This window comes from Delftia sp. DT-2, from assembly GCF_028401915.1.
Lineage (GTDB): Bacteria > Pseudomonadota > Gammaproteobacteria > Burkholderiales > Burkholderiaceae_C > Comamonas > Comamonas tsuruhatensis.
The window spans coordinates 101,454-119,634 of the sequence record NZ_JAQOTI010000016.1 but is presented as its reverse complement, the minus strand read 5'-3'; the positions used below and the strand labels follow the sequence as shown (position 1 = coordinate 119,634).

18 protein-coding genes are annotated in these 18,181 nt (G+C 68.8%); 4 read left to right on the top strand and 14 right to left on the bottom strand.

The window, feature by feature from the left end; translation table 11 throughout:
• Positions 1-2: 2 nt before the first annotated feature.
• Positions 3-1,157 (top strand): NAD(P)/FAD-dependent oxidoreductase, encoded by a 1,155-nt coding sequence (locus tag PO605_RS25405; RefSeq protein WP_272207050.1) that lies wholly within the window; start codon positions 3-5, stop codon positions 1,155-1,157.
• Positions 1,158-1,178: 21 nt separating this feature from the next.
• On the opposite strand, the gene PO605_RS25400 is transcribed toward PO605_RS25405, so the two are convergent.
• The 4 genes from PO605_RS25400 to pyrF form a co-directional block, all read right to left on the bottom strand.
• Entirely contained in the window at positions 1,179-2,156 is a 978-nt protein-coding gene (locus tag PO605_RS25400) for a succinylglutamate desuccinylase/aspartoacylase domain-containing protein (protein ID WP_016454260.1), read from the bottom strand.
• A 7-nt stretch (positions 2,157-2,163) separates the two neighbouring features.
• On the bottom strand, positions 2,164-3,147 hold the full coding sequence (locus PO605_RS25395) for a Bug family tripartite tricarboxylate transporter substrate binding protein (protein WP_016449351.1): 984 nt from the start codon (positions 3,145-3,147) through the stop codon (positions 2,164-2,166).
• 155 nt (positions 3,148-3,302) lie between these two features.
• Positions 3,303-4,208, bottom strand: coding sequence for a LysR family transcriptional regulator (locus PO605_RS25390; RefSeq protein WP_034366206.1), 906 nt, complete (start codon positions 4,206-4,208; stop codon positions 3,303-3,305).
• 20 nt (positions 4,209-4,228) lie between these two features.
• The gene (pyrF, locus tag PO605_RS25385) at positions 4,229-5,056 is read right to left on the bottom strand and encodes an orotidine-5'-phosphate decarboxylase (protein ID WP_016449352.1); all 828 of its coding nucleotides are present in this window, start codon (positions 5,054-5,056) and stop codon (positions 4,229-4,231) included.
• Positions 5,057-5,144: 88 nt separating this feature from the next.
• On the opposite strand from pyrF, the gene PO605_RS25380 reads away from it, so the two are divergent.
• Positions 5,145-6,026 carry a DMT family transporter gene (locus tag PO605_RS25380; protein WP_047470587.1) on the top strand — a complete coding sequence of 294 codons (882 nt, stop codon included), beginning with the start codon at positions 5,145-5,147 and terminating at the stop codon, positions 6,024-6,026.
• 74 nt (positions 6,027-6,100) lie between these two features.
• Here PO605_RS25380 and PO605_RS25375 read toward each other — a convergent pair whose 3' ends face one another.
• The 8 genes from PO605_RS25375 to def all read right to left on the bottom strand — a co-directional run bounded on the left by PO605_RS25375 (position 6,101) and on the right by def (position 12,000).
• Entirely contained in the window at positions 6,101-6,700 is a 600-nt protein-coding gene (locus tag PO605_RS25375) for a FlgO family outer membrane protein (RefSeq protein ID WP_017407706.1), read from the bottom strand.
• Positions 6,697-7,236 (bottom strand): hypothetical protein, encoded by a 540-nt coding sequence (locus PO605_RS25370; RefSeq protein ID WP_016449355.1) that lies wholly within the window; start codon positions 7,234-7,236, stop codon positions 6,697-6,699. The genes PO605_RS25375 and PO605_RS25370 overlap by 4 nt, the downstream gene beginning before the upstream one ends.
• Before the next feature lie 120 nt (positions 7,237-7,356).
• Complete coding sequence (locus tag PO605_RS25365) at positions 7,357-8,550, bottom strand: phosphoglycerate kinase (protein WP_026062985.1); 1,194 nt, start codon at positions 8,548-8,550, stop codon at positions 7,357-7,359.
• Positions 8,551-8,742: 192 nt separating this feature from the next.
• On the bottom strand, positions 8,743-9,078 hold the full coding sequence (locus tag PO605_RS25360) for an AzlD domain-containing protein (RefSeq protein WP_012202761.1): 336 nt from the start codon (positions 9,076-9,078) through the stop codon (positions 8,743-8,745).
• Entirely contained in the window at positions 9,078-9,944 is an 867-nt protein-coding gene (locus PO605_RS25355; protein WP_046986000.1) for an AzlC family ABC transporter permease, read from the bottom strand. Before PO605_RS25355 ends, PO605_RS25360 begins: the two co-directional genes overlap by 1 nt.
• Positions 9,941-10,921 (bottom strand): methionyl-tRNA formyltransferase, encoded by a 981-nt coding sequence (gene fmt / locus PO605_RS25350; RefSeq protein ID WP_047472838.1) that lies wholly within the window; start codon positions 10,919-10,921, stop codon positions 9,941-9,943. The genes PO605_RS25355 and fmt overlap by 4 nt, the downstream gene beginning before the upstream one ends.
• 36 nt (positions 10,922-10,957) lie before the next feature.
• Positions 10,958-11,491, bottom strand: a complete 534-nt coding sequence (locus PO605_RS25345) for a membrane protein (protein ID WP_034366210.1) — start codon at positions 11,489-11,491, stop codon at positions 10,958-10,960.
• On the bottom strand, positions 11,488-12,000 hold the full coding sequence (gene def / locus PO605_RS25340; protein ID WP_016449360.1) for a peptide deformylase: 513 nt from the start codon (positions 11,998-12,000) through the stop codon (positions 11,488-11,490). Before def ends, PO605_RS25345 begins: the two co-directional genes overlap by 4 nt.
• Before the next feature lie 199 nt (positions 12,001-12,199).
• On the opposite strand from def, the gene PO605_RS25335 reads away from it, so the two are divergent.
• Positions 12,200-13,405, top strand: coding sequence for a LysM peptidoglycan-binding domain-containing protein (locus PO605_RS25335; RefSeq protein ID WP_047472839.1), 1,206 nt, complete (start codon positions 12,200-12,202; stop codon positions 13,403-13,405).
• Positions 13,406-13,430: 25 nt separating this feature from the next.
• On the top strand, positions 13,431-14,636 hold the full coding sequence (gene dprA / locus PO605_RS25330; protein WP_047472840.1) for a DNA-processing protein DprA: 1,206 nt from the start codon (positions 13,431-13,433) through the stop codon (positions 14,634-14,636).
• 120 nt (positions 14,637-14,756) lie between these two features.
• Here the strand turns inward: dprA and PO605_RS25325 are convergent, their stop codons facing one another.
• Together PO605_RS25325 and secF are read right to left on the bottom strand one after the other, a co-directional pair.
• A complete protein-coding gene (locus tag PO605_RS25325) occupies positions 14,757-17,180 on the bottom strand; it encodes a DUF1631 family protein (RefSeq protein WP_047472841.1) in 2,424 nt (807 codons plus the stop codon).
• A 39-nt stretch (positions 17,181-17,219) separates the two neighbouring features.
• On the bottom strand, positions 17,220-18,170 hold the full coding sequence (secF, locus tag PO605_RS25320; RefSeq protein ID WP_016449364.1) for a protein translocase subunit SecF: 951 nt from the start codon (positions 18,168-18,170) through the stop codon (positions 17,220-17,222).
• Between the last annotated feature and the right edge of the window lie 11 nt (positions 18,171-18,181).

Below are 18,181 nucleotides of genomic sequence, written 5' to 3'. Positions count from 1 at the left end.
CCATGGACAGCAGCATCCTTGATTTCGTGGTGGTGGGCGCGGGCATGGCCGGTGCCTCGGTGGCCTGGCAGCTGGCGCGCGATGGCGGCGCCTCGGTGCTGGTGCTGGAGCGCGAATCCCAGCCCGGCTACCACAGCACGGGCCGCTCGGCCGCGCTGTATGAGGAGCACTATGGCCCGCTGCAGGTCCAGGCGCTGACGCGCGCCAGCCGCGCCTTCTACGAGCAGCCGCCGCAGGGCTTTGTGCAGGCGCCCATCCTGGCGCCGCGCGGCGTGCTCTATGTGGGCACGGCCGCGCAGAAGGACCTGCTCGATGCCGCCCATGCCGAGGCGCTCCTGCACTCGCCCCAGGCGCGGCGCCTGGGCCCCGATGAACTCAAGGCCCTGGTGCCCTGCCTGAATACCGCGCTGCTGGTCGATGGCTTTGCGGACGACGGCGCGCGCGACATCGACGTGCATGGCCTGTACCAGGGATTCCTGCGCGGCCTGCGCCAGTGCGGCGGCGAGCTGCGCTGCAGCGCCGAGGTCCGCGCGCTGGCGCAGGACGGCGGTGTCTGGACCGTGGACCTGGCCGACGGCAGCCAGGTGCGCGCGCGCTGCGTGGTCAACGCGGCCGGCGCCTGGTCCGATGCGCTGGGCGCACTGGCGGGCGCAGCGCCCATCGGCCTGGTGCCCAAGCGGCGCAGTGCCTTCACCTTTGCCGTGCCCGAAGGCATGGACGCCGCGCACTGGCCCGCCGTGATCAGCGCCGACGAGGGCTTTTACTTCAAGCCCGATGCAGGCCAGCTGCTGGGCTCGCCCGCCAACGCCGACCCCGTGGCGCCGCAGGACGTGGCGCCCGAGGAACTGGACGTGGCCACGGGCATCTGGCGCATCGAGGAAGTGACCACGCTGCAGATTCGCCGCCCCTCCCACACCTGGGCCGGGCTGCGCAGCTTCGTGGCCGACGGCGAGATGGCCATTGGCTGGGATGCCTCCCCCGTGCCGCTGCCGGGCTTTTTCTGGGTGGCCGCCCAGGGCGGCTACGGCATACAGAGCGCCTTCGGCTACAGCCTGCTGGCGCGCAACCTGCTGCGTGGCGAGCCGCTGGATGCACGCCTGGCCGCGCAGGGCGTGCAGCCTGAACGGCTGTCGCCTGCGCGCTGCCAGCGCGGCTGAGGTTCGGTTGAAGCGTGCCGCTCAGAGCGGCGAGCGCCGCGCAAAGCGCACCACGGTCACGCCCGCACGCGCCTGGCGCACCGAGGGCATGACCAGCACGCAGTCGCCATAGGGCGTGATCACCGGCTCGCCATCGTTGTCGCCGATCACCGTGCCGGCCTTCTCGAAACGCTCCAGCCCCGTGAACGGCGCCGTGAAGCGAAAGCCGCTGCTCTTGGCCACCACGGGCGCCGTGACTTCCAGCGCCCACTGGGCCGGTGCGTCGGCCTGCTTCCAGCCGGGCAGGGCGGCGTGCAGCGCGCCGTTGTCGAAGATGGCGGCCACTTCGAGGAAGCGCAGGCATTGGTCGTGCGCCACGTCGCGGCTGGCCAGATCGCCGTGGAAGCCGCATTCGATCAGGAGCGAGCGCGAGTCGCCGGCCTCGGCGTCGGGCAGGCCGAAGCGCCCGTAGTCGCGCAGCCGCGTGCCGTCCTTGTGGCCGGCATCCACGACGATGTTCGCCGGCGCGCCCATCTGGCGTGCCAGATCGCGGTTGCGCGGCTGCATGCCGGTCAGCAGCAGCGGGGCCGAGGGCTCGTGCATGGAATGCAGGTCCAGCAGCCAGTCGGCCTGCTGCACGAAGGGGCGCAGCGCGGCGGCGCGGCGGCGTTCGCGGGTGCTGCCCTCGTCGATGCGTGCGTCTATCCACTGGCGGTTCATGTCCTCGTCCACGAAGCGCGAGGCATCGTGGCTGGCCGCGTCGAAGCGGTCGAAGGCATCGAGGTTGGCCAGCACCAGGGTCAGGCGGCCGTTGTCCAGCGCCAGGCCGTTGTGCAGGGCCTGAAGCAGCCCGGACACGGCCCAGGCGCCGCAGATCTCGTTGCCGTGCACCAGCGCGGAAATCATCACGTGGCGGCCCGGGCGTCCCGAGTCGAATTGCCACACGCCCTCGGTACCGGTATTGCCTGCGCGCCAGGCGCTCAGGTCGGGCAGGGGAAGGTCAAATCGCAAAGCGTCCATGGCTGGCTCAGTTCTCGATGTGGGCGAATTGGACGATCTTGGTGTACTTGGCGATCTCGGCGTTGATGTACTTGCCGGCATCGGTCTTGGGATCGGCCACGACCGAGCCCGACTCTTCCATCTTCTTGCGGAACTCGGGCGAGGCCATGGTCTCGTCCAGCGCCTTCTTGACCTTGGCGGCCACGGGTGCGGGCAGGCCCTTGGGCGCCATCAGCGCGAACCAGACGTTGATGTCCACGTTCTTGTACTGGGGCAGCTCGGACAGGGCCGGGATGTCGGGCGTGATGGCCGAGCGCTTGGCCTCCGTCGTGCCCAGGGCGATGACCTTGCCCGCGCGGATCTGGGGCAGGCCCGAGGACAGCACGAACATGCCGAACTCGATGTTGTTGCCCACCAGGTCCGTGGTCAGGGGCGCCACGCCACGGTAGGGGATGTGGGTCATGTGCAGCTTGCCCTGCTCCTTGACCATCTCGCCGGCCAGGTGCAGTGCCGTGCCCACGCCCGAGCTGCCGTAGCTGAACTTGCCCGGGTTCTTGGCCACCAGGGCGCTGAACTCGGCGGCGGTCTTCACGCCGGCCTTCTGCGAGGCCACCAGCACCATGGGCTGGGAGCCGATCATGCCGATGGGCGTGAAGTCGCCGATGGAGTACTTGATGCTCTTGTTGATCAGCCGGGCGATGGCCAGCTCGTTGTTGGCACCCACGAACAGCGTGTAGCCGTCGGGCGTGGCCTTGACGGCCTTTTGCGCGCCGATGGCGCCGCCGGCTCCTCCCAGGTTCTCCACCACCACGGGCTGGCCCAGGCGCGAGGCCAGGCCATCGGCCACGAAGCGGCCCACCAGGTCGGTGCTGCCGCCGGCGGGGTAGCCCACGATCATGGTGATGGCACGGTTGGGGTAGCTGGCGGCGTCGTCGGCGAAGGCGCTGCCGGTGGCGGCGATCAGCAGGCCGCAGGCCAGGGCGGTGCGGCGCAGGAGGGAGTTGCTGGGCATGGGGTTATTCCTGAAATGTATGAGATTGATTGTGCGAAGGACTACCCAGGCATTTGGTGCTGATTCGGCACGAGGTGGAGCCATTGCAGCACCAAAACCCGCTTGTTCCACAGCCCGGTGCGGGTTTGCACCAGGAGGGCGCATGCATGCACCCGTCAGGCGCCCGTGATGTCGCTCCAGAACTGCTCGGCTGCAGGACCCAGGTGGCGCTTGGGACGGTACAGGCGCACGTCGAAGTGCACTTCCAGGCCCGGGTCGCCGGCCACGGCCAGGCGGCCGGCCTGGCAGTCGCCGCGCACCATGGACCACGGCATCCAGGCCAGGCCCAGGCCGCGCAGCACGTATTCGTAGTGGGCGTCGGCCGAGTCGCAGTCCACGCAGCGGCGCAGGCGCGGCGCCAGCGGATGCCGGGCCAGGTGGTCTTCCACAAGGCGGCCCAGGGCCATGCTGTGGGAGAAGGCGAGGTAGGGCACGGGAGCGACGGACTGGTGGCTGGCCGACAGCTCGTACAGCGGGCGGCCCCGGGCATCGGCGCGGGCCACGGGCACCAGCCTGTCCTGCATCACCGTCAGGTAGCTGAACTGGCGGCCGTCCAGGCGCACGCCAATGGCGGCGTGGTGGTAGACCAGCGTGAAGCTGACTTCGCCGCGCTGCAGCATGGCCACGGTCTCGTCCAGCGTGCGCGTGACCACGCGCAGCTCGGCCGTCTGCAGCACGCTGCCGTGGCGCGTCAGCCAGTCGGCCACGATGGTGCGCGCCAGCGTGCGCCCCGTGGCCAGGGTGATCACGCGGGCCTGGCGCCCGGCCACGGCCTGCAGTTCATCGTGCGACTGGGCCAGCGTGCGCACCAGTTGCTCGGCCGTATCGCGGAAGGCTTCGCCGGCCGGCGTCAGCCGCACGGGGCCGCCGCCGGGCTCGACCAGGGGCGTGCCGGCCCAGGCCTCCAGCGCGCGGATGCGACGCCCGAAGGCCGGATGGGTGACATGGCGCAGCTCGGCCGCGCGCGTGAAGCTGCGCTCCTGGGCCAGCAGCAGGAAGTCTTCCAGCCATTTGCCTTGCATGGCCGGGCTTCCCTGCCGTCTCAGGCAGCGGCTGCGTCTTGCAGCGTCTGGCGCGTGGCCTGGGCGGCGGTGCGCGCGGCGGCAGCGAAGTCGTCGCCCTGCGATGCATAGAGCACCGCACGCGAGGAATTGATGATGATGGGGCCGCCGCCGATGCGCGCCGCCTTGACCGTGGCCACGGCATCGCCCCCCTGGGCACCCACGCCGGGAATCAGCAGCGGCAGCGAGGGCGCGAATTCACGCACGCGCTCGATCTCCTGCGGGCGCGTGGCGCCCACCACCAGGCCGAGCTGGCCGTTGGTGTTCCAGGGGCCTTGCGCCAGGCGCGCCACATGCTCGAACAGGTGGGGCTGGCCCGGCAGGTCGGCCAGGCGCTGCGCCTGCAGGTCGTCGCCGCCGGGGTTGGAGGTGCGGCACAGCAGGAAGGCGCCCTTGCCCTCGTACTGCAGGTAGGGCGTGATGGAGTCGAAGCCCATGAAGGGCGACAGGGTCACGGCGTCGGCGCCATAGCGCTCGAAGGCTTCCTTGGCGTACTGCTCGGCGGTGGAGCCGATGTCGCCGCGCTTGGCGTCCAGGATGATGGGCACATGGGGCGCGACGGCGCGCATGTGGGCCATGAGCTTTTCCAGCTGGTCTTCGGCGCGGTGGGCCGCGAAGTAGGCGATCTGGGGCTTGAAGGAGTTCACCAGGTCGGCCGTGGCCTCGACGATGGCGGCGCAGAATTCGTAGATTTTGCTTGCATCGCCGCGCATGGCCGCAGGAAAGCGGCTGGGTTCGGGGTCCAGGCCCACGCACAGCATGGATTGGTTCTGGGCGGTGGCATTGCGCAGCATGTCGAGAAAGGTCATGGGGCGCGATTTTAGCGATCGGCCCTTCCCGGGGCCTGTCGCCGGGCATCCAGCGGGTTTGGCGGCCCATGGGCACAATCGGCGGCCTATGCCTGCCTTCACCGCCCGACAAATCCTTTTGCTGATCGCGCTGACCCTGATCTGGGGCATCAATTGGCCGGTGATGAAGCTGGGCGTGCAGCATTTCCCGCCGCTGAGTTTCCGCATGGCCTCGATGTGGGTGGGGCTGCCCATCCTGGCGGCCTTCGTGGTCTGGCGCCGCCTGCCGCTGGCCGTGCCGCGCGCCTGTTGGCCCCGGCTGGCGCAGCTGACGCTGTTCAACATGGTGCTGTGGAACAGCCTGATCATCATTGCCATCCCCATGCTGTCCAGCGGGCGGGCGGCCATCCTGGGCTACACCATGCCCATCTTCTCGGCCGTGGTGGGCAGCCTGTTCTTCCATGACCGGCTGGCGCCGCGTGCCTGGGCGGGTGTGGCGGCGGCCTTGGCGGGCGTGCTCCTGCTGCTGTGGCACGAGGTCGGCGCCCTGGGCAGCCGCCCCATCGGCGTGGGCCTGATGCTGGCCGCCGCGCTGAGCTGGGCCTTCGGCACGCAGAAGCTGCGCCGCGCCGAGGTGCCCGTGCCCCTGCTGACGATGACGCTGTGGATGGTGGCGCTGACCGCGCTGACGCTCACGGTGCTGGCCTTCGTCTTCGAGCGCCACCTGTGGCACTGGCCCGATGCCCAGGCCACGGGCGCCATCGTCTTCAACGGCGTGCTGGTGCTGGGCTTTGGCCAGACGGTCTGGTTCTTCCTGGCGCGCAGCCTGCCGCCCGTGGCGTCCACGCTGAGCGTGATGATGATCCCCGTGCTGGGTGTGTTCAGCGGCGCCTGGTGGCTGGGCGAGGTGCTGCACTGGCAGGACTGGACGGCCGTGGCGCTGATGGTGGTGGCCATCGCCTCGGTGCTGTGGCCGGCGCGCGGCCGCTGAGGGCAAGCAGGGGAAGGTCGGGAGAAGAAGACGCAGCCTGACTGCGCACGCGGGCGCATTCAGGCTGCAGGGCCTCAGCGTTGCGCCGTGGCCGGGGCGCCCAGCAGGCGCTGGATGTCGATGTTGTTGGGCAGCGCGTAGTCGTGGCTGCGCACGATGCGGCTGTCGTCGGTGCGAACCAGCTTGAGGCTCACATAGGTGTACTTGGCAGCCGCCGAGTACGTGCCCACCAGGACCAGGGCTGCATTGTGGTTGCGGGCGATGTCCTTGATCTCGCGCGACAGCAGCAGCTCGCCCGTGCCTTCCTTGACGTACACATCGCCGCGCAGCTTCAGCTCCTTGACGTTGTAGCCCTTGGCGGACAGCTGGGAGGCGTACAGCTCGCTGAGCGTGCGGCCCAGCGGGGCCGAGCGCGTCAGGTCGTTGACGTTGACCACGGTGGCCACGAGCACGGGCGCCTCGCCCAGTTCCTCGGTGTTCAGGCCCTTGACCAGCTCGTCCACGGCAGCGCGGCTGCTGGCGATGAAGGGGTTGGCTGCGGCCGACTGGTAGGTGGGCTCGCCACGGCGTGCGGCCGAGAACTCGGGCGAAGGCGCGGGGGCGGGCACGGCGCAGGCGGACAGCAGGGCCGCCGCAGCCAGCGCGGCCGGCAGGAGGGGCGTGCGCAGCGTCATTGGCCCACCACCTTCAGGTTCTTGGTGGGGAATTCGGGGCGCTCGTCCTCGGCCGTGAACAGCACGGCGTCGCTCTTTTCGAGGTAGTAGACGTCGGTCTTGCGCGCCAGGTACTGGTTGTTGCGCACCACCGTCGTCGTCAGCACGAGTTCGGGGTTGGGCAGGCGCTTGCCGTGGCGCACGACCTGGGCGCCGTAGCTCACCTGCAGCTGGGCCTGGGCCGGCTGCAGCATGACGGTCACGCCGCTTTGCACGAGCTTGGTGATGATCAGCTCACGAAAACCCTTGTCGAACGGGCTGGGCTCGGCCGGCAGGGCCACGTGGACCGGCGTGGTGCGCTCGATGCCGGTCTTTTGCAGTGTCTCCAGCGTCTTGGCGACGACATCGTTGGCCACGGAGTCCCAGTGGCCGGCAGCGCCGATCTTGGGCTGGGCCGTGGCTTCGAAGTAGCTGGTCATCGGTGCATTGACGCAGCCCGCCAGGGCCAGGCAGAGGCCCGCCAGGGCCAGGCCGCCGGCGGATTTGAACGATCGCATGGATTTCTCCTCGGTGCGGGGGCGCGCTGCGGCGGATTGCTGCAGCTGCGCAAAGTGTCGATTGTGGCTTCGCCGCGAGGCACTGACAAGAAAGTGCCCCGTATCCGGATGTTGCCGTGCTCAGCCGTTGGCGCGCTTTTGCAGGATCTCGAAGGCAGGCAGGGTCTTGCCTTCCAGCACTTCCAGGAAGGCGCCGCCGCCCGTGGAGATGTAGCCGACCTTGTCCTCGATGCCGTACTTGGCGATGGCGGCCAGGGTGTCGCCGCCACCGGCGATGCTGAAGGCGTCGGACTCGGCAATCGCCTGGGCCACGACCTTGGTGCCGTTGGCGAACTGGTCGAACTCGAACACGCCCATGGGGCCGTTCCAGACGATGGTGCCGGCCTTGCGCAGTTGCTCGGCCAGGCGGGCGGCGGTCTCGGGGCCGATGTCCAGGATCATGTCGTCGTCAGCCACTTCGGTGGCCTTCTTGACGGTGGCGGGCGCGTCGGCCGCGAAGGTCTTGGAGACCACCACGTCGGTGGGAATCGGCACCTCGGCGCCGCGTGCGGCCATGGCGTCGATCACGGCGCGGGCCTCGCCGACCAGGTCGGCCTCGGCCAGGCTCTTGCCGATCTTCAGGCCCGCCGCCAGCATGAAGGTGTTGGCAATGCCGCCGCCCACGATGAGCTGGTCCACGTTCTTGGCCAGCGACTGCAGGATGGTCAGCTTGGTCGACACCTTGGAGCCGGCCACGATGGCGGCCAGCGGGCGGCGCGGATTGGCCAGGGCCTTGGTGATGGCGTCGATCTCGGCCGACAGCAGCGGTCCCGCGCAGGCAATGGGCGCGAACTGGGCGATGCCGTAGGTGGTTCCCTCGGCACGGTGGGCAGTGCCGAAGGCGTCGTGCACGAAGATGTCGCACAGCGCGGCCAGCTTGCGGGCCAGTTCTTCCTTGTTCTTCTTCTCGCCCACGTTCACGCGGCAGTTCTCCAGCAGCACGACCTGGCCGGGCGCCACCTGCACGCCGTCCACCCAGTCGGCGACCAGGGGCACTTCGCGGCCCAGCAGCTCGCCCAGGCGGCGGGCCACGGGCGCCAGCGAATCGGCGGGCTTGAACTCGCCTTCGGTGGGGCGGCCCAGGTGGCTGGTCACCATTACGGCGGCGCCGGCCTTCAGTGCCATCTCGATGGCGGGCACGGAGGCGCGCACGCGCGTGTCCTCGGTGATCTCGCCAGCATCGTTCAGGGGCACGTTGAGGTCGGCGCGGATGAAGACGCGCTGGCCCTGGGCCTTGCCCTGGGCGCACAGATCGGAGAAACGGAGAATGTTCATGACGGCGGCGTTGCGATCGGTGGCGATCGCCATGGAATTGAAACGAAAAAGAGGTAAAGCGCGGCCATTGTAGGCGGCGTGCCCGCCCCGGCAGCGGGCGGGCGCACCGGCGATCCGGGGCATCGGGAGCGCCTGTAATCCGGTTTCAGCCGGGCAGCCGGGCGCTCTCGGTCGCTCTGGGCCGCGCTGCGCCTACCAGCCCAGGCCGATATGCAGTGGCAGATAGACCGCCATGCCAAGCGCGATCGTTCCCATGATGCTGCGCTTGTAAAAAAAATACATGACCGCGCAAGCCAGGGCCGGCAGGCGCGCATCGACCACGGTGGAGATCAGCCGGCCGTTGGTCATCACGATCTCGGGCGCAATCACGGCCGCCAGGGCCGCCAGCGGCGCGTACTTGAGGCCGCGCTTGAGCCATTGCGGCAAGGGCACCTCGCGCTCGGGAATCAGGAAGAAGGCGCGTGTGAACAGCGTGATGGCCGCCAGGCCCACGCAGGCCAGCCAGGGCCACAGCCAGGACAGATCCATCAGAGCGTTTCCTTTTCCTTGGTTGTTTCCACGGGTCGGACGTCTTCGTCCAGCGGCAGCCGGGCATGGCGCTCGCCATGGGCTGTATCGGGCGGGAGAATCACCGGGCCTGGCTCCTCTTTTTCAGGCGCCTGCAGTGCGCGCAGGCGCTGCTGCAGCGATTCCGCCAGCAGGCCTGCGGCCACGGCTGCAGCGATGGCCACGAGGATATTGAGCTTGAGCGGCAGCGCAAAGGCCGCCACGGCCGCGCTGGCCGCAACCACGCCTGCCACCCAGGTGGCACGGTCGTTGAGCATGGACAGCAGCACGCCCATCAGGGCCAGCACGCCCGCAAAGCCCAGGCCCCAGGACAGGGGCACCTGGTCGGCCAGCAGGATGCCCAGCGTGGACGGGATCTGCCAGGCCAGCCAGTTGGTCGATGCGGCGCCCCAGAAATAGGGCAGCTGCTCGGGCTGGGGCCGGGCATCGGGGTAGCGCTTCATGAAGCCCACGAAGATCACGTCGCCGCTGAAATAGGCGATGGCCAGGCGGTGGCGCAGGCGCAGGTGGGCAAAGTAGCTGCGCCACATGCTGCTGAGGATGACGAAGCGCAGGTTCACGCAGATGGCCGTGAACCAGACCACCCACATGGGCGCGCCCACGGCCATCAGCGGAAGCACCGCCAGCTGGGCACTGCCGGCATAGACCAGCAGGCCCATGAACAGCGCCAGGGGCAGGGACATGCCGCTCTTGATCATGGCCACGCCCGTGACCAGGCCCCAGGCGCCTATGCCCAGCGCCGTGCCCGACATGTCGCGCACGCCGGTCATGAAGGCGGGATCGCGCGCAATGCCGCGTGCGCGTTCCACCAGGGGCTGCAGGTTCATGGCGTGCCGCCGCTGGCAGCACCGTCCAGGATGGCTCCTTCAGGCAGATCGAAGCCGCGCAGGAAATCGCCTGCCGCCAGCCGCTTGCCGCCCGCGCGCTGCAGCAGCGTCATGCACAGCACGCCCTGGCCGCAGGCCACGCGCACGCCGTCGGCGCCTGCGGACAGCACGGTGCCGGGCACTGCCGCCGCCACGGCGGCGGGGTCGGCGTGAGCCTCCCAGACCTTGATGGATTCATCGCCGTACTGCGTGGCGCCGCCCGGGAAGGGATTGAAGGCGCGCAGGCGCCGGGCAATGGCCTCGGCATCCTGATGCCAGTCGATCTGGCTTTCGGCCTTTTCGATCTTGTGCGCGTAGTTCACGCCCTCGGCAGGCTGGGGCGTGCGCGGCAGGCCGCCGCAGGCGCTCATCTCCAGCGCCTCGACGATAAGGCGCCCGCCCAGGTCGGCCAGCTTGTCGTGCAGGCTGGCCGTGGTGTCGTCGGCGGTGATGGGCAGGCGCTCGATCAGGCACATGTCGCCCGTGTCCAGGCCCGCATCCATCTGCATGATGGTGACGCCGGTCTCGGCATCGCCGGCCTCGATGGCGCGGTGGATGGGCGCGGCGCCGCGCCAGCGCGGCAGCAGGCTGGCGTGGATGTTCAGGCAGCCGCGCGGGGGCGTATCGAGCACCCACTGCGGCAGGATCAGCCCGTAGGCGGCCACGACCATGACATCGGCCTGGGCCGCTTCGATGGCGGCGCGGGCGGCGGCGGCCTCTTCGGGGTATTTGCCGTCCAGGCGCAGGCTGCGCGGCTGGGCCACGGCAATGCCATGCTCCAGCGCGCACTGCTTGACGGGCGAGGCCTGCAGCTTCATGCCGCGCCCGGCAGGACGGTCGGGCTGGGTCAGCACCAGGGGAACGGTGAAGCCCGCGGCGAGCAGGCGTTCAAGGGCAACGCGCGCGAACTCGGGCGTGCCGGCAAAAATGACTCTCATGCAATCCAGTAGGGACGGTGGGGACGGTGTGCAGGCTCAACGCCGATCGTCGTCATTGAACACTTCGTCGGTGAACATCACGCGGCGCACCACGCCGGCGGGGTCGATATGCACATGGGCCTGGCGGCGAATGCCATTTTCCAGGATACGGTAGGTCCAGATGTCGCCGTTGAAACTGTAGACCCTCTCGATCAGCGCAGGCGGGCCGAAGAGCTGGCGTACGCTTTCCCGGGTGTCCTCGCCATTGCGCAGGGCGTGGAAGCGTTCGATGGTGAGCGCCTGCTCCACGCGCACCAGGCGCTGGCTGGCGTCGAAATCCATGTGATAGACCTGCTGGCCTGCAGGCTGCCAGCTGTAGACCAGGCGCGTGCCGCCGCCGTCCAGCGGCAGGCTCAGGGTCGGGCGGCCCATGGAGCGCTCGATGTCGGCCCGTGGCGTGCCGGGCTTTTGCCACTCGGGTACGGTGCAGCCGACCAGCAGCAGGGACAGGGCCAGCAGCGCCCAGGCAACGAGGCCCGCGCCGTCCATCTTCCAGCGCGGCATGAAGCGAGGCGCTGGCAGGCGGGTCATGCGCGTTCTGCCTGTTTCTGCTGCTTGAGCAGCTTGGTCTTGATGCGGTTGCGCTTGAGCGGCGACAGGTATTCGACGAAGACCTTGCCCATCAGGTGGTCCATCTCGTGCTGGATGCAGATGGCCTTGAAGCCTTCGGCCTCGATGATGCGTTCGTTGCCGTTCTCGTCCAGCGCCTTGACCTTGATGGCCGTGGAGCGTTCGACACCGTCGTAGATGCCGGGCACGGACAGACAGCCTTCCTCGCCCAATTGCTTCTCGTCGCTGGCCCAGAGCAGCTCGGGGTTGATCAGCGCAAAGGGCTCGTCGCGGCCTTCGGAGACATCGACCACGACCACGCGTTCATGCACATTCACCTGGGTGGCGGCCAGTCCCACGCCCTGGGCGTCATACATGGTGGCGTACATGTCCTGCACCAGTTGGCGAATGCGGTCATCGACCTTGGCGACCGGCTTGGCGACGGTGTGCAGGCGGGGGTCGGGATAGCAAAGAATGGGCAGAATGGACATGGCGTGGTCGGTGAATGTCGTTATTTTCGCCACTTTTCTGCCTGGGCGCAGCGGGACGACGCAATAAGCGTTGCCCTCTCATGGCCTTGCACGCAGAATCTTTGCTGATTTGTAAGACCTGTATGGCCGTTCATGACAAGATCGGCCGTGCCGCAGTGCCTAGGAGGGACGCTGTGTCAGACACAAGAAGAGGAATTCCATGACTGCATTCGCCACAGCTCGTACCTGGACTGTTGCCTCGGCCCTGATCGCCGCGTGTGCGGCGGCCCACGCGCAGCAGTATCCGGTGACGCCATCGCAGCGCTCGGCAGCCCAGCAGGTGGCGCAGCAGGGCGTTCCCGTGGGTGAGCTGGCGCCCGATGCGCCCGACAGCTACACCGTCAAGCGCGGCGACACGCTGTGGGGCATCTCCGGCATGTTCCTGCGCCGTCCCTGGCGCTGGCCCGAGCTGTGGGGCATGAACATGCAGGCCATCGCCAACCCCCATCTCATCTATCCGGGCCAGGTGCTGTACCTGGACAAGCGTGACGGCTACGCCCGCCTGAGCACGGCCCGCCCCATGGGCGATGGCGGCGAGCCCGGCGTGGTCCGCATCACTCCGAGCACGCGCAGCGAATCCCTGGCCCAGGCGGCCCTGCCCACGCTGCAGCCCCATCTGATCGAGCCCTTCCTGGCCGAGCCCCTGGTCGTCGATGCGGAAACGCTGCTGCGCGCGCCACGCCTGATCGCCACCACGGACGAGCGCGTGCTCATGGCCAGCGGCGACCGCGCCTATGCACGCGGCACCGCCGAGGCGCCGCTGCGCAAGGGCGACGGCCTGCCGCGCCAGTACCGCGTCTTCCGCGATGCCGTGGCGCTCAAGGATCCCATCTCCGGCGAGGTGCTGGGCTATGAGGCCAAGTACCTGGGCCTGGCCGATCTCATCGAGGGCGAGACCACGCTGGAGATCGTCGACAGCAAGGGCGAAAAGCACCAGCAGAACTCTCCCGCCACGGTGGACCTGTCGCGTTCCAAGACCGAAATGCGCGCCGGCGACCGCCTGCTGCCCGCGCCCGAGCGCACCTACATGAACTACGCGCCCCACGCGCCGCAACAGGCAGTGAAGGCCCATGTGGTTTCCCTGTACGGTGATCAGGCCGTGCGCTGGGCGGCCAACAACCAGGTCATTGCCATCAACAAGGGCACGCAGGACGGCATGGACGTGGGCACGGTGCTGGAGCTGATACGCCGCGGCGCACGCATCGTGGACAAGACGGGCGAGAAAAAGGAAGAGGTGCAACTGCCCGACGAACACAACGGCCATGCCATGGTGTTCCGGACCTTCGATCGCGTCTCCTACGCGCTGATCATGGAGGCGCGGCGCGGTGTCGAGGTCGGCGACAGCCTGACCTCGCCGGCTCCTTGAGCCACCACGGCCTGCCGGCAGCGCCATGGCGGCCGCCCTGCAGTCCACGGACCGGTTGGCTCCTGACGAACTCTCTGCCTGGCTCCGGCTGCTGCTGACGCCCGGCGTGGGCCGCACCACGGCCCGGCGTCTGTTGGCGGCCTGCGGTGGTGCGCAGGACATCTGGAGCGGCCCGCCGTCCGCCTGGCACGGACTGGTGACCGCCGCTCAGGCCCATGCCCTGCAGACGGTGCCCCAGCGCCTGGAGCAGCTTGTGGCGGCCACGGCGCAATGGCTGGACCAGCCCGCTTCCGGGCAGTTGCATGCCGTGCTCGTGCTGGGCCATCCCCAGTATCCGCAGGCGCTGCTGCAGACCGAAGATCCGCCACTGCTGCTGCATGTGCAGGGCAGCGAGCGCTGCATGGCAGGGCCGGCGCCCTGGTTCCCCTATCCCCAATCCCTGGCCATGGTGGGCAGCCGCGGGCCGACGGTCCAGGGCGCGGCCAACGCGCGTGCCATGGCGCAGGCGCTGGCCGAGGCCGGCCTGTGCATCGTCTCCGGACTGGCGCAGGGCGTGGATGGCGCGGCCCATGAAGGCGCGCTGCGCGCGGCGCCACGCCTGGGCGGGCTGGGTGCTCCCATCACCATTGCCGTCGTCGGCACGGGCCTGGACCAGGTCTACCCGCGGCGCCATGCCGCCCTGGCCCGCGAAGTGGCCAGCCACGGGCTGATCGTCAGCGAATATCCGCTGGGCACCGGCCCCATGGCCGCGCACTTTCCACAGCGCAATCGCATCATTGCGGGCCTGTCCCAGGGCACGCTGGTGGTTGAGGCGGCCCTGCAGTCGGGCTCGCTGATCACGGCCAGGCTGGCCAGCGAACAGGGCCGCGAAGTCTTTGCCATTCCTGGCTCCATCCACGCGCCCCAGTCGCGCGGCTGCCATGCGCTGTTGCGCCAGGGCGCCAAGCTCGTGGAAACGGCGCAGGACGTGCTCGATGAGCTGCAGGGCACGACCACGCCCCTGCCGCTTCCCAAGCCTGTATCGGCAGCGGCAGCTTTCCAGTCCGCCCAGGACCCTGAGAGCGACGCCACCCTGCGCGCCCTGGCCCACGACCCGCTGTCGCTGGACGAGCTCATGGACCGCACAGGCATGGACGCCTCAGCCCTGCAGGCCCGCCTGCTGGAGCTGGAACTGGACGGCCGCGTGGAACGCCTGCCCGGCGGCCTGTTCCAGCGCCTGGCCCAGGCCTGATCTCAAAAACTGGCGCATCCCCAAGCGGGAGATGCCGAGCAAGAGCCGCCTCGCGGTGGGGGCGCCTAGCCGAGGGCATCGTCCCCCTCCCCCGCGAAGCGGGTAGAGAGGCGCCGTGCCTCAGGGGGAGCTTAGCCTTTCAGGGTTCGCCTGAATCTTCTGCAGCGCATCCCGCGTCGCGCGCACGGTGAGCGCCTCCTCGTCATGCACGGCCAGCAGGCCGGACTGCAGGTAGGAGGCCATGCGCCGCAGCTGCAGCAGGTGGCAGGTGCCATCGAGCGCGGCGAACAGGTGCAGTTGCTTGCGGCGGCTGCGCCAGGTGTATTGCACCTGGATGCGCGCGCCGTTGTGGTCCAGGGTGAACCAGCGGCCCGTCTCCAGAGAGGCCGCCCATTCCAGCATCACCGGCTCCACGGCCGTGTTCGTGCTCGGGATGACGTTGAGGCCGGCCGTGTCCACGCCCAGGATCATCTCGATGTTCTCGGGCGACAGCGGCATGTCCTCGTCGAGCATGCCGTCTTCATTGATGTACTGCTCCAGATGGGCCAGCCGCTGCGCCATGGCCTCGATGCGGGCCGGGGCGATGGTCGCGGTCTTGGAGACAAAGGCCTCGGCCAGCGTGTCGGTGACCAGCTTGATGCGCGTGGACTGGGCGTCGCCCGTGACACCGATCAGGGCCAGTCCTTCGCGCAGGGTCTGCAAAAGCGTCGGCAGCGTCTGGATCACGCGCGAGCGTTCCTGGCGCGTGGGCTTGGCGCTGGCGGCCCAGACCAGTTCGCTGGCGGCCTGCTTGAAGCGCATGGTGCGCGCGTCCTTGGCGCCGTGGCGCACGGCGGCCAGGGCCAGCACCTCGGTCCAGGTCTTGAACAGGAACTCGCGGATCTCCTTGCGCACCGGCATGTCGGTGAGCAGGTGGCGCAGCTCGATCGTGTATTGGATGGCCAGGGTTTCCTTTTGCTCCACCTGCTGGGCCACGGTGACGATCTTGGCCTTGTCCTGCGACTGGGTCAGGTAGCGCGCCAGGAAATCCTCGAACTCGCGCAGCACCAGCACGAACACTTTCTGGCCCGTTTCGGGGTATTGCTCGATGACCTGGACGATGCGCCGGATCTCGGACTCCAGCGCGCTGCCGCTGATGCTGGAGGCGTCGAATCCCATCACGCAGGAGCCCAGGCGGTCGATCAGCAGCCGGGCCGGATGGCGCAGGTTGCTGAAGAATTCCGGCTCGGCCAGTGCCACGCGCAGCACGGGCACCTGCAGCCGGGCAAACCAGACGCGCACCGAGGGCGGGATGCGGTCCTCGGTCAGGATGGCCTGGAACATCAGGGCCACGATCTCGATGGTGGCCTTTTCGCCCGAGGTGGTGGCCTTGCGCTTGAGGTCGGCCGAACGTTCGCGCACCTGCCCGACCAACTGGCCGATGGCAGCCGGGCTGACATCGATGTGCAGCGTGGTCAGGCCCTGGGCCAGCATCTGCTGGTACTGCGTCTGGGCCACCACGCGCTGCTCCAGCAAGGCCTGGGTCAGCGCGGCCGATGCGGGCGCCTGGGGCATGCCTGCGCCCACACCGGGCACCAGGCCCTGCACGCCCACGCCCGGCTGCATGAGCAGGCGGCGCAACTGGCCCACGACTTCCTGGGCGCGGTGGCGTGCGCGCGAAAGGGTTGTCAGGCCTACGGGCATGGCGGGCATCGCCGGCATCTGGCCATGGGGGGGCGCCGCAGTGTCGGGCGGGTAGGCGGCAGCGCCGGGCACGCCGCCCATCTGCGTGGGCGCATAGGCCGAGGAATGCTGTGATGCAGTGGCATGCTGCGATGCCGCAGCAGGTGGCGCGGCGGTCTGGCCCAGGCCCATGGCGCGCGTGGAGTTGCCTGCCTCGGTGCGCCGCACGCGCATGGCCACGTCCTGTGAGCGGGTGACGCCCTGGCCGTCCAGCAGCACATGGGCGGCCTGGTACTCGGTCACCAGCACGGGCGCCAGGGCCGTCTGCAGCAGGTCCAGCACGCGCTGCAGATCACCGCGCTGCAGGCCCGTGGCCAGCCATTGCTCGACCAGGTGCCGGCACACGGTTTCGGTGCGCAGGATATCGTCCGAGGGCAGCTCGCGGCCCTCGATGAACTGCATGCGCAGACGCAGCGTGTCGAAGGCCGGCGCTGCGGTCTCTCCCATGGCCAGGGCCATGCGGGAGGCCAGGATCTTGTTCTCCACCACATCGTCGCTGAGCAACTCGAACTGCAGCGCGCCGCGCTGCGGCACGGCGGCAGGCGCGGCTTTGGCCGGCTGCAGCGCGCCTTGCAGGGCCTGCATGCTGGCGTTCAGCCAGGCGTTCTGGTGCTGGCGGTAGTTGCCCCAGGCTTCACGCCGCTCCTGCATTTCGCGCTGCGTGCCCACGGCATGGGCCTGTTGCTCCATCTGCGCCAGCAGCTGCTGGGCCACGCCGGGCAGGCCCTTGCACAGTCCTCGCACCCAATGCAAACGCGCCTGCTGGCCCAGGGAGGACTGGGGGCCAGCAGGCGCGTTGGAAGGGTGGGGCAGGGAGGGCATGCCCGGGAGTGTAAGCCGGTCCAGGGCTAAAACATCCGCTTACACGGTGGCGCCGGCGTTGGGGTCGTTGGGGTCCGTGGAAGCCTTGGGCGCCTTGATCAGATCCTCGCGCTTGACGCCCAGCCACATGGCGATGGCGGCGGCCACGAAGACCGAGGAATAGATGCCGAACAGGATGCCGATGGTCAGCGCCAGCGCGAAGTAGTGCAGGCTGGGACCGCCGAAGAAGAACATGGACAGCACCATGGCCTCGGTGGAGGCGTGGGTGATGATGGTGCGGCTCATGGTGCTGGTGATGGCGTGGTCGATCACCTCGGTGGTGCTGAGCTTGCGGAACTTGCGGAAGGCTTCGCGGATACGGTCGAAGATCACGACCGACTCGTTGACCGAGTAGCCCAGCACGGCCAGCACGCCGGCCAGCACCGACAGCGAGAACTCCCATTGGAAGAACGCGAAGAAGCCCAGGATGATGATCACGTCGTGCAGGTTGGCGATCACGGCGGCCACGCCGAACTTCCACTCGAAGCGCATGGCCAGGTAGATCACGATGCCCAGCACCACGAAGCCCAGGGCCATCAGGCCGTTGTGCATGAGCTCGTCACCCACCTGCGGGCCCACGAACTCGGTGCGGCGCAGCGTGACTTCGGCGTCTTCCTTCTTGAGTGCCGTGAGTACTTGCTCGCTTTGCTGGGCCGAGGTCACGTCCTTTTGCACGGGCAGGCGGATCATCACGTCGCGCGATGTGCCGAAGTTCTGCACCGTGACATCGGCGTAGCCGAGGCCGGCGACCGTGTCGCGCACCTTGGCGATGTTGGCGGGCTGGGTATAGGCCACCTCCATCACGGTGCCGCCCGTGAATTCCACGGACAGGTGCAGGCCGCGGGTGAGCAGGAAGAACACGGCCAGCGCGAAGGTGATGAAGGACACCGCGTTGAGGATCAACGCGTACTTCATGAAGGGGATGTCTTTGCGGATGCGGAAGAACTCCATGGTCTTCCCCC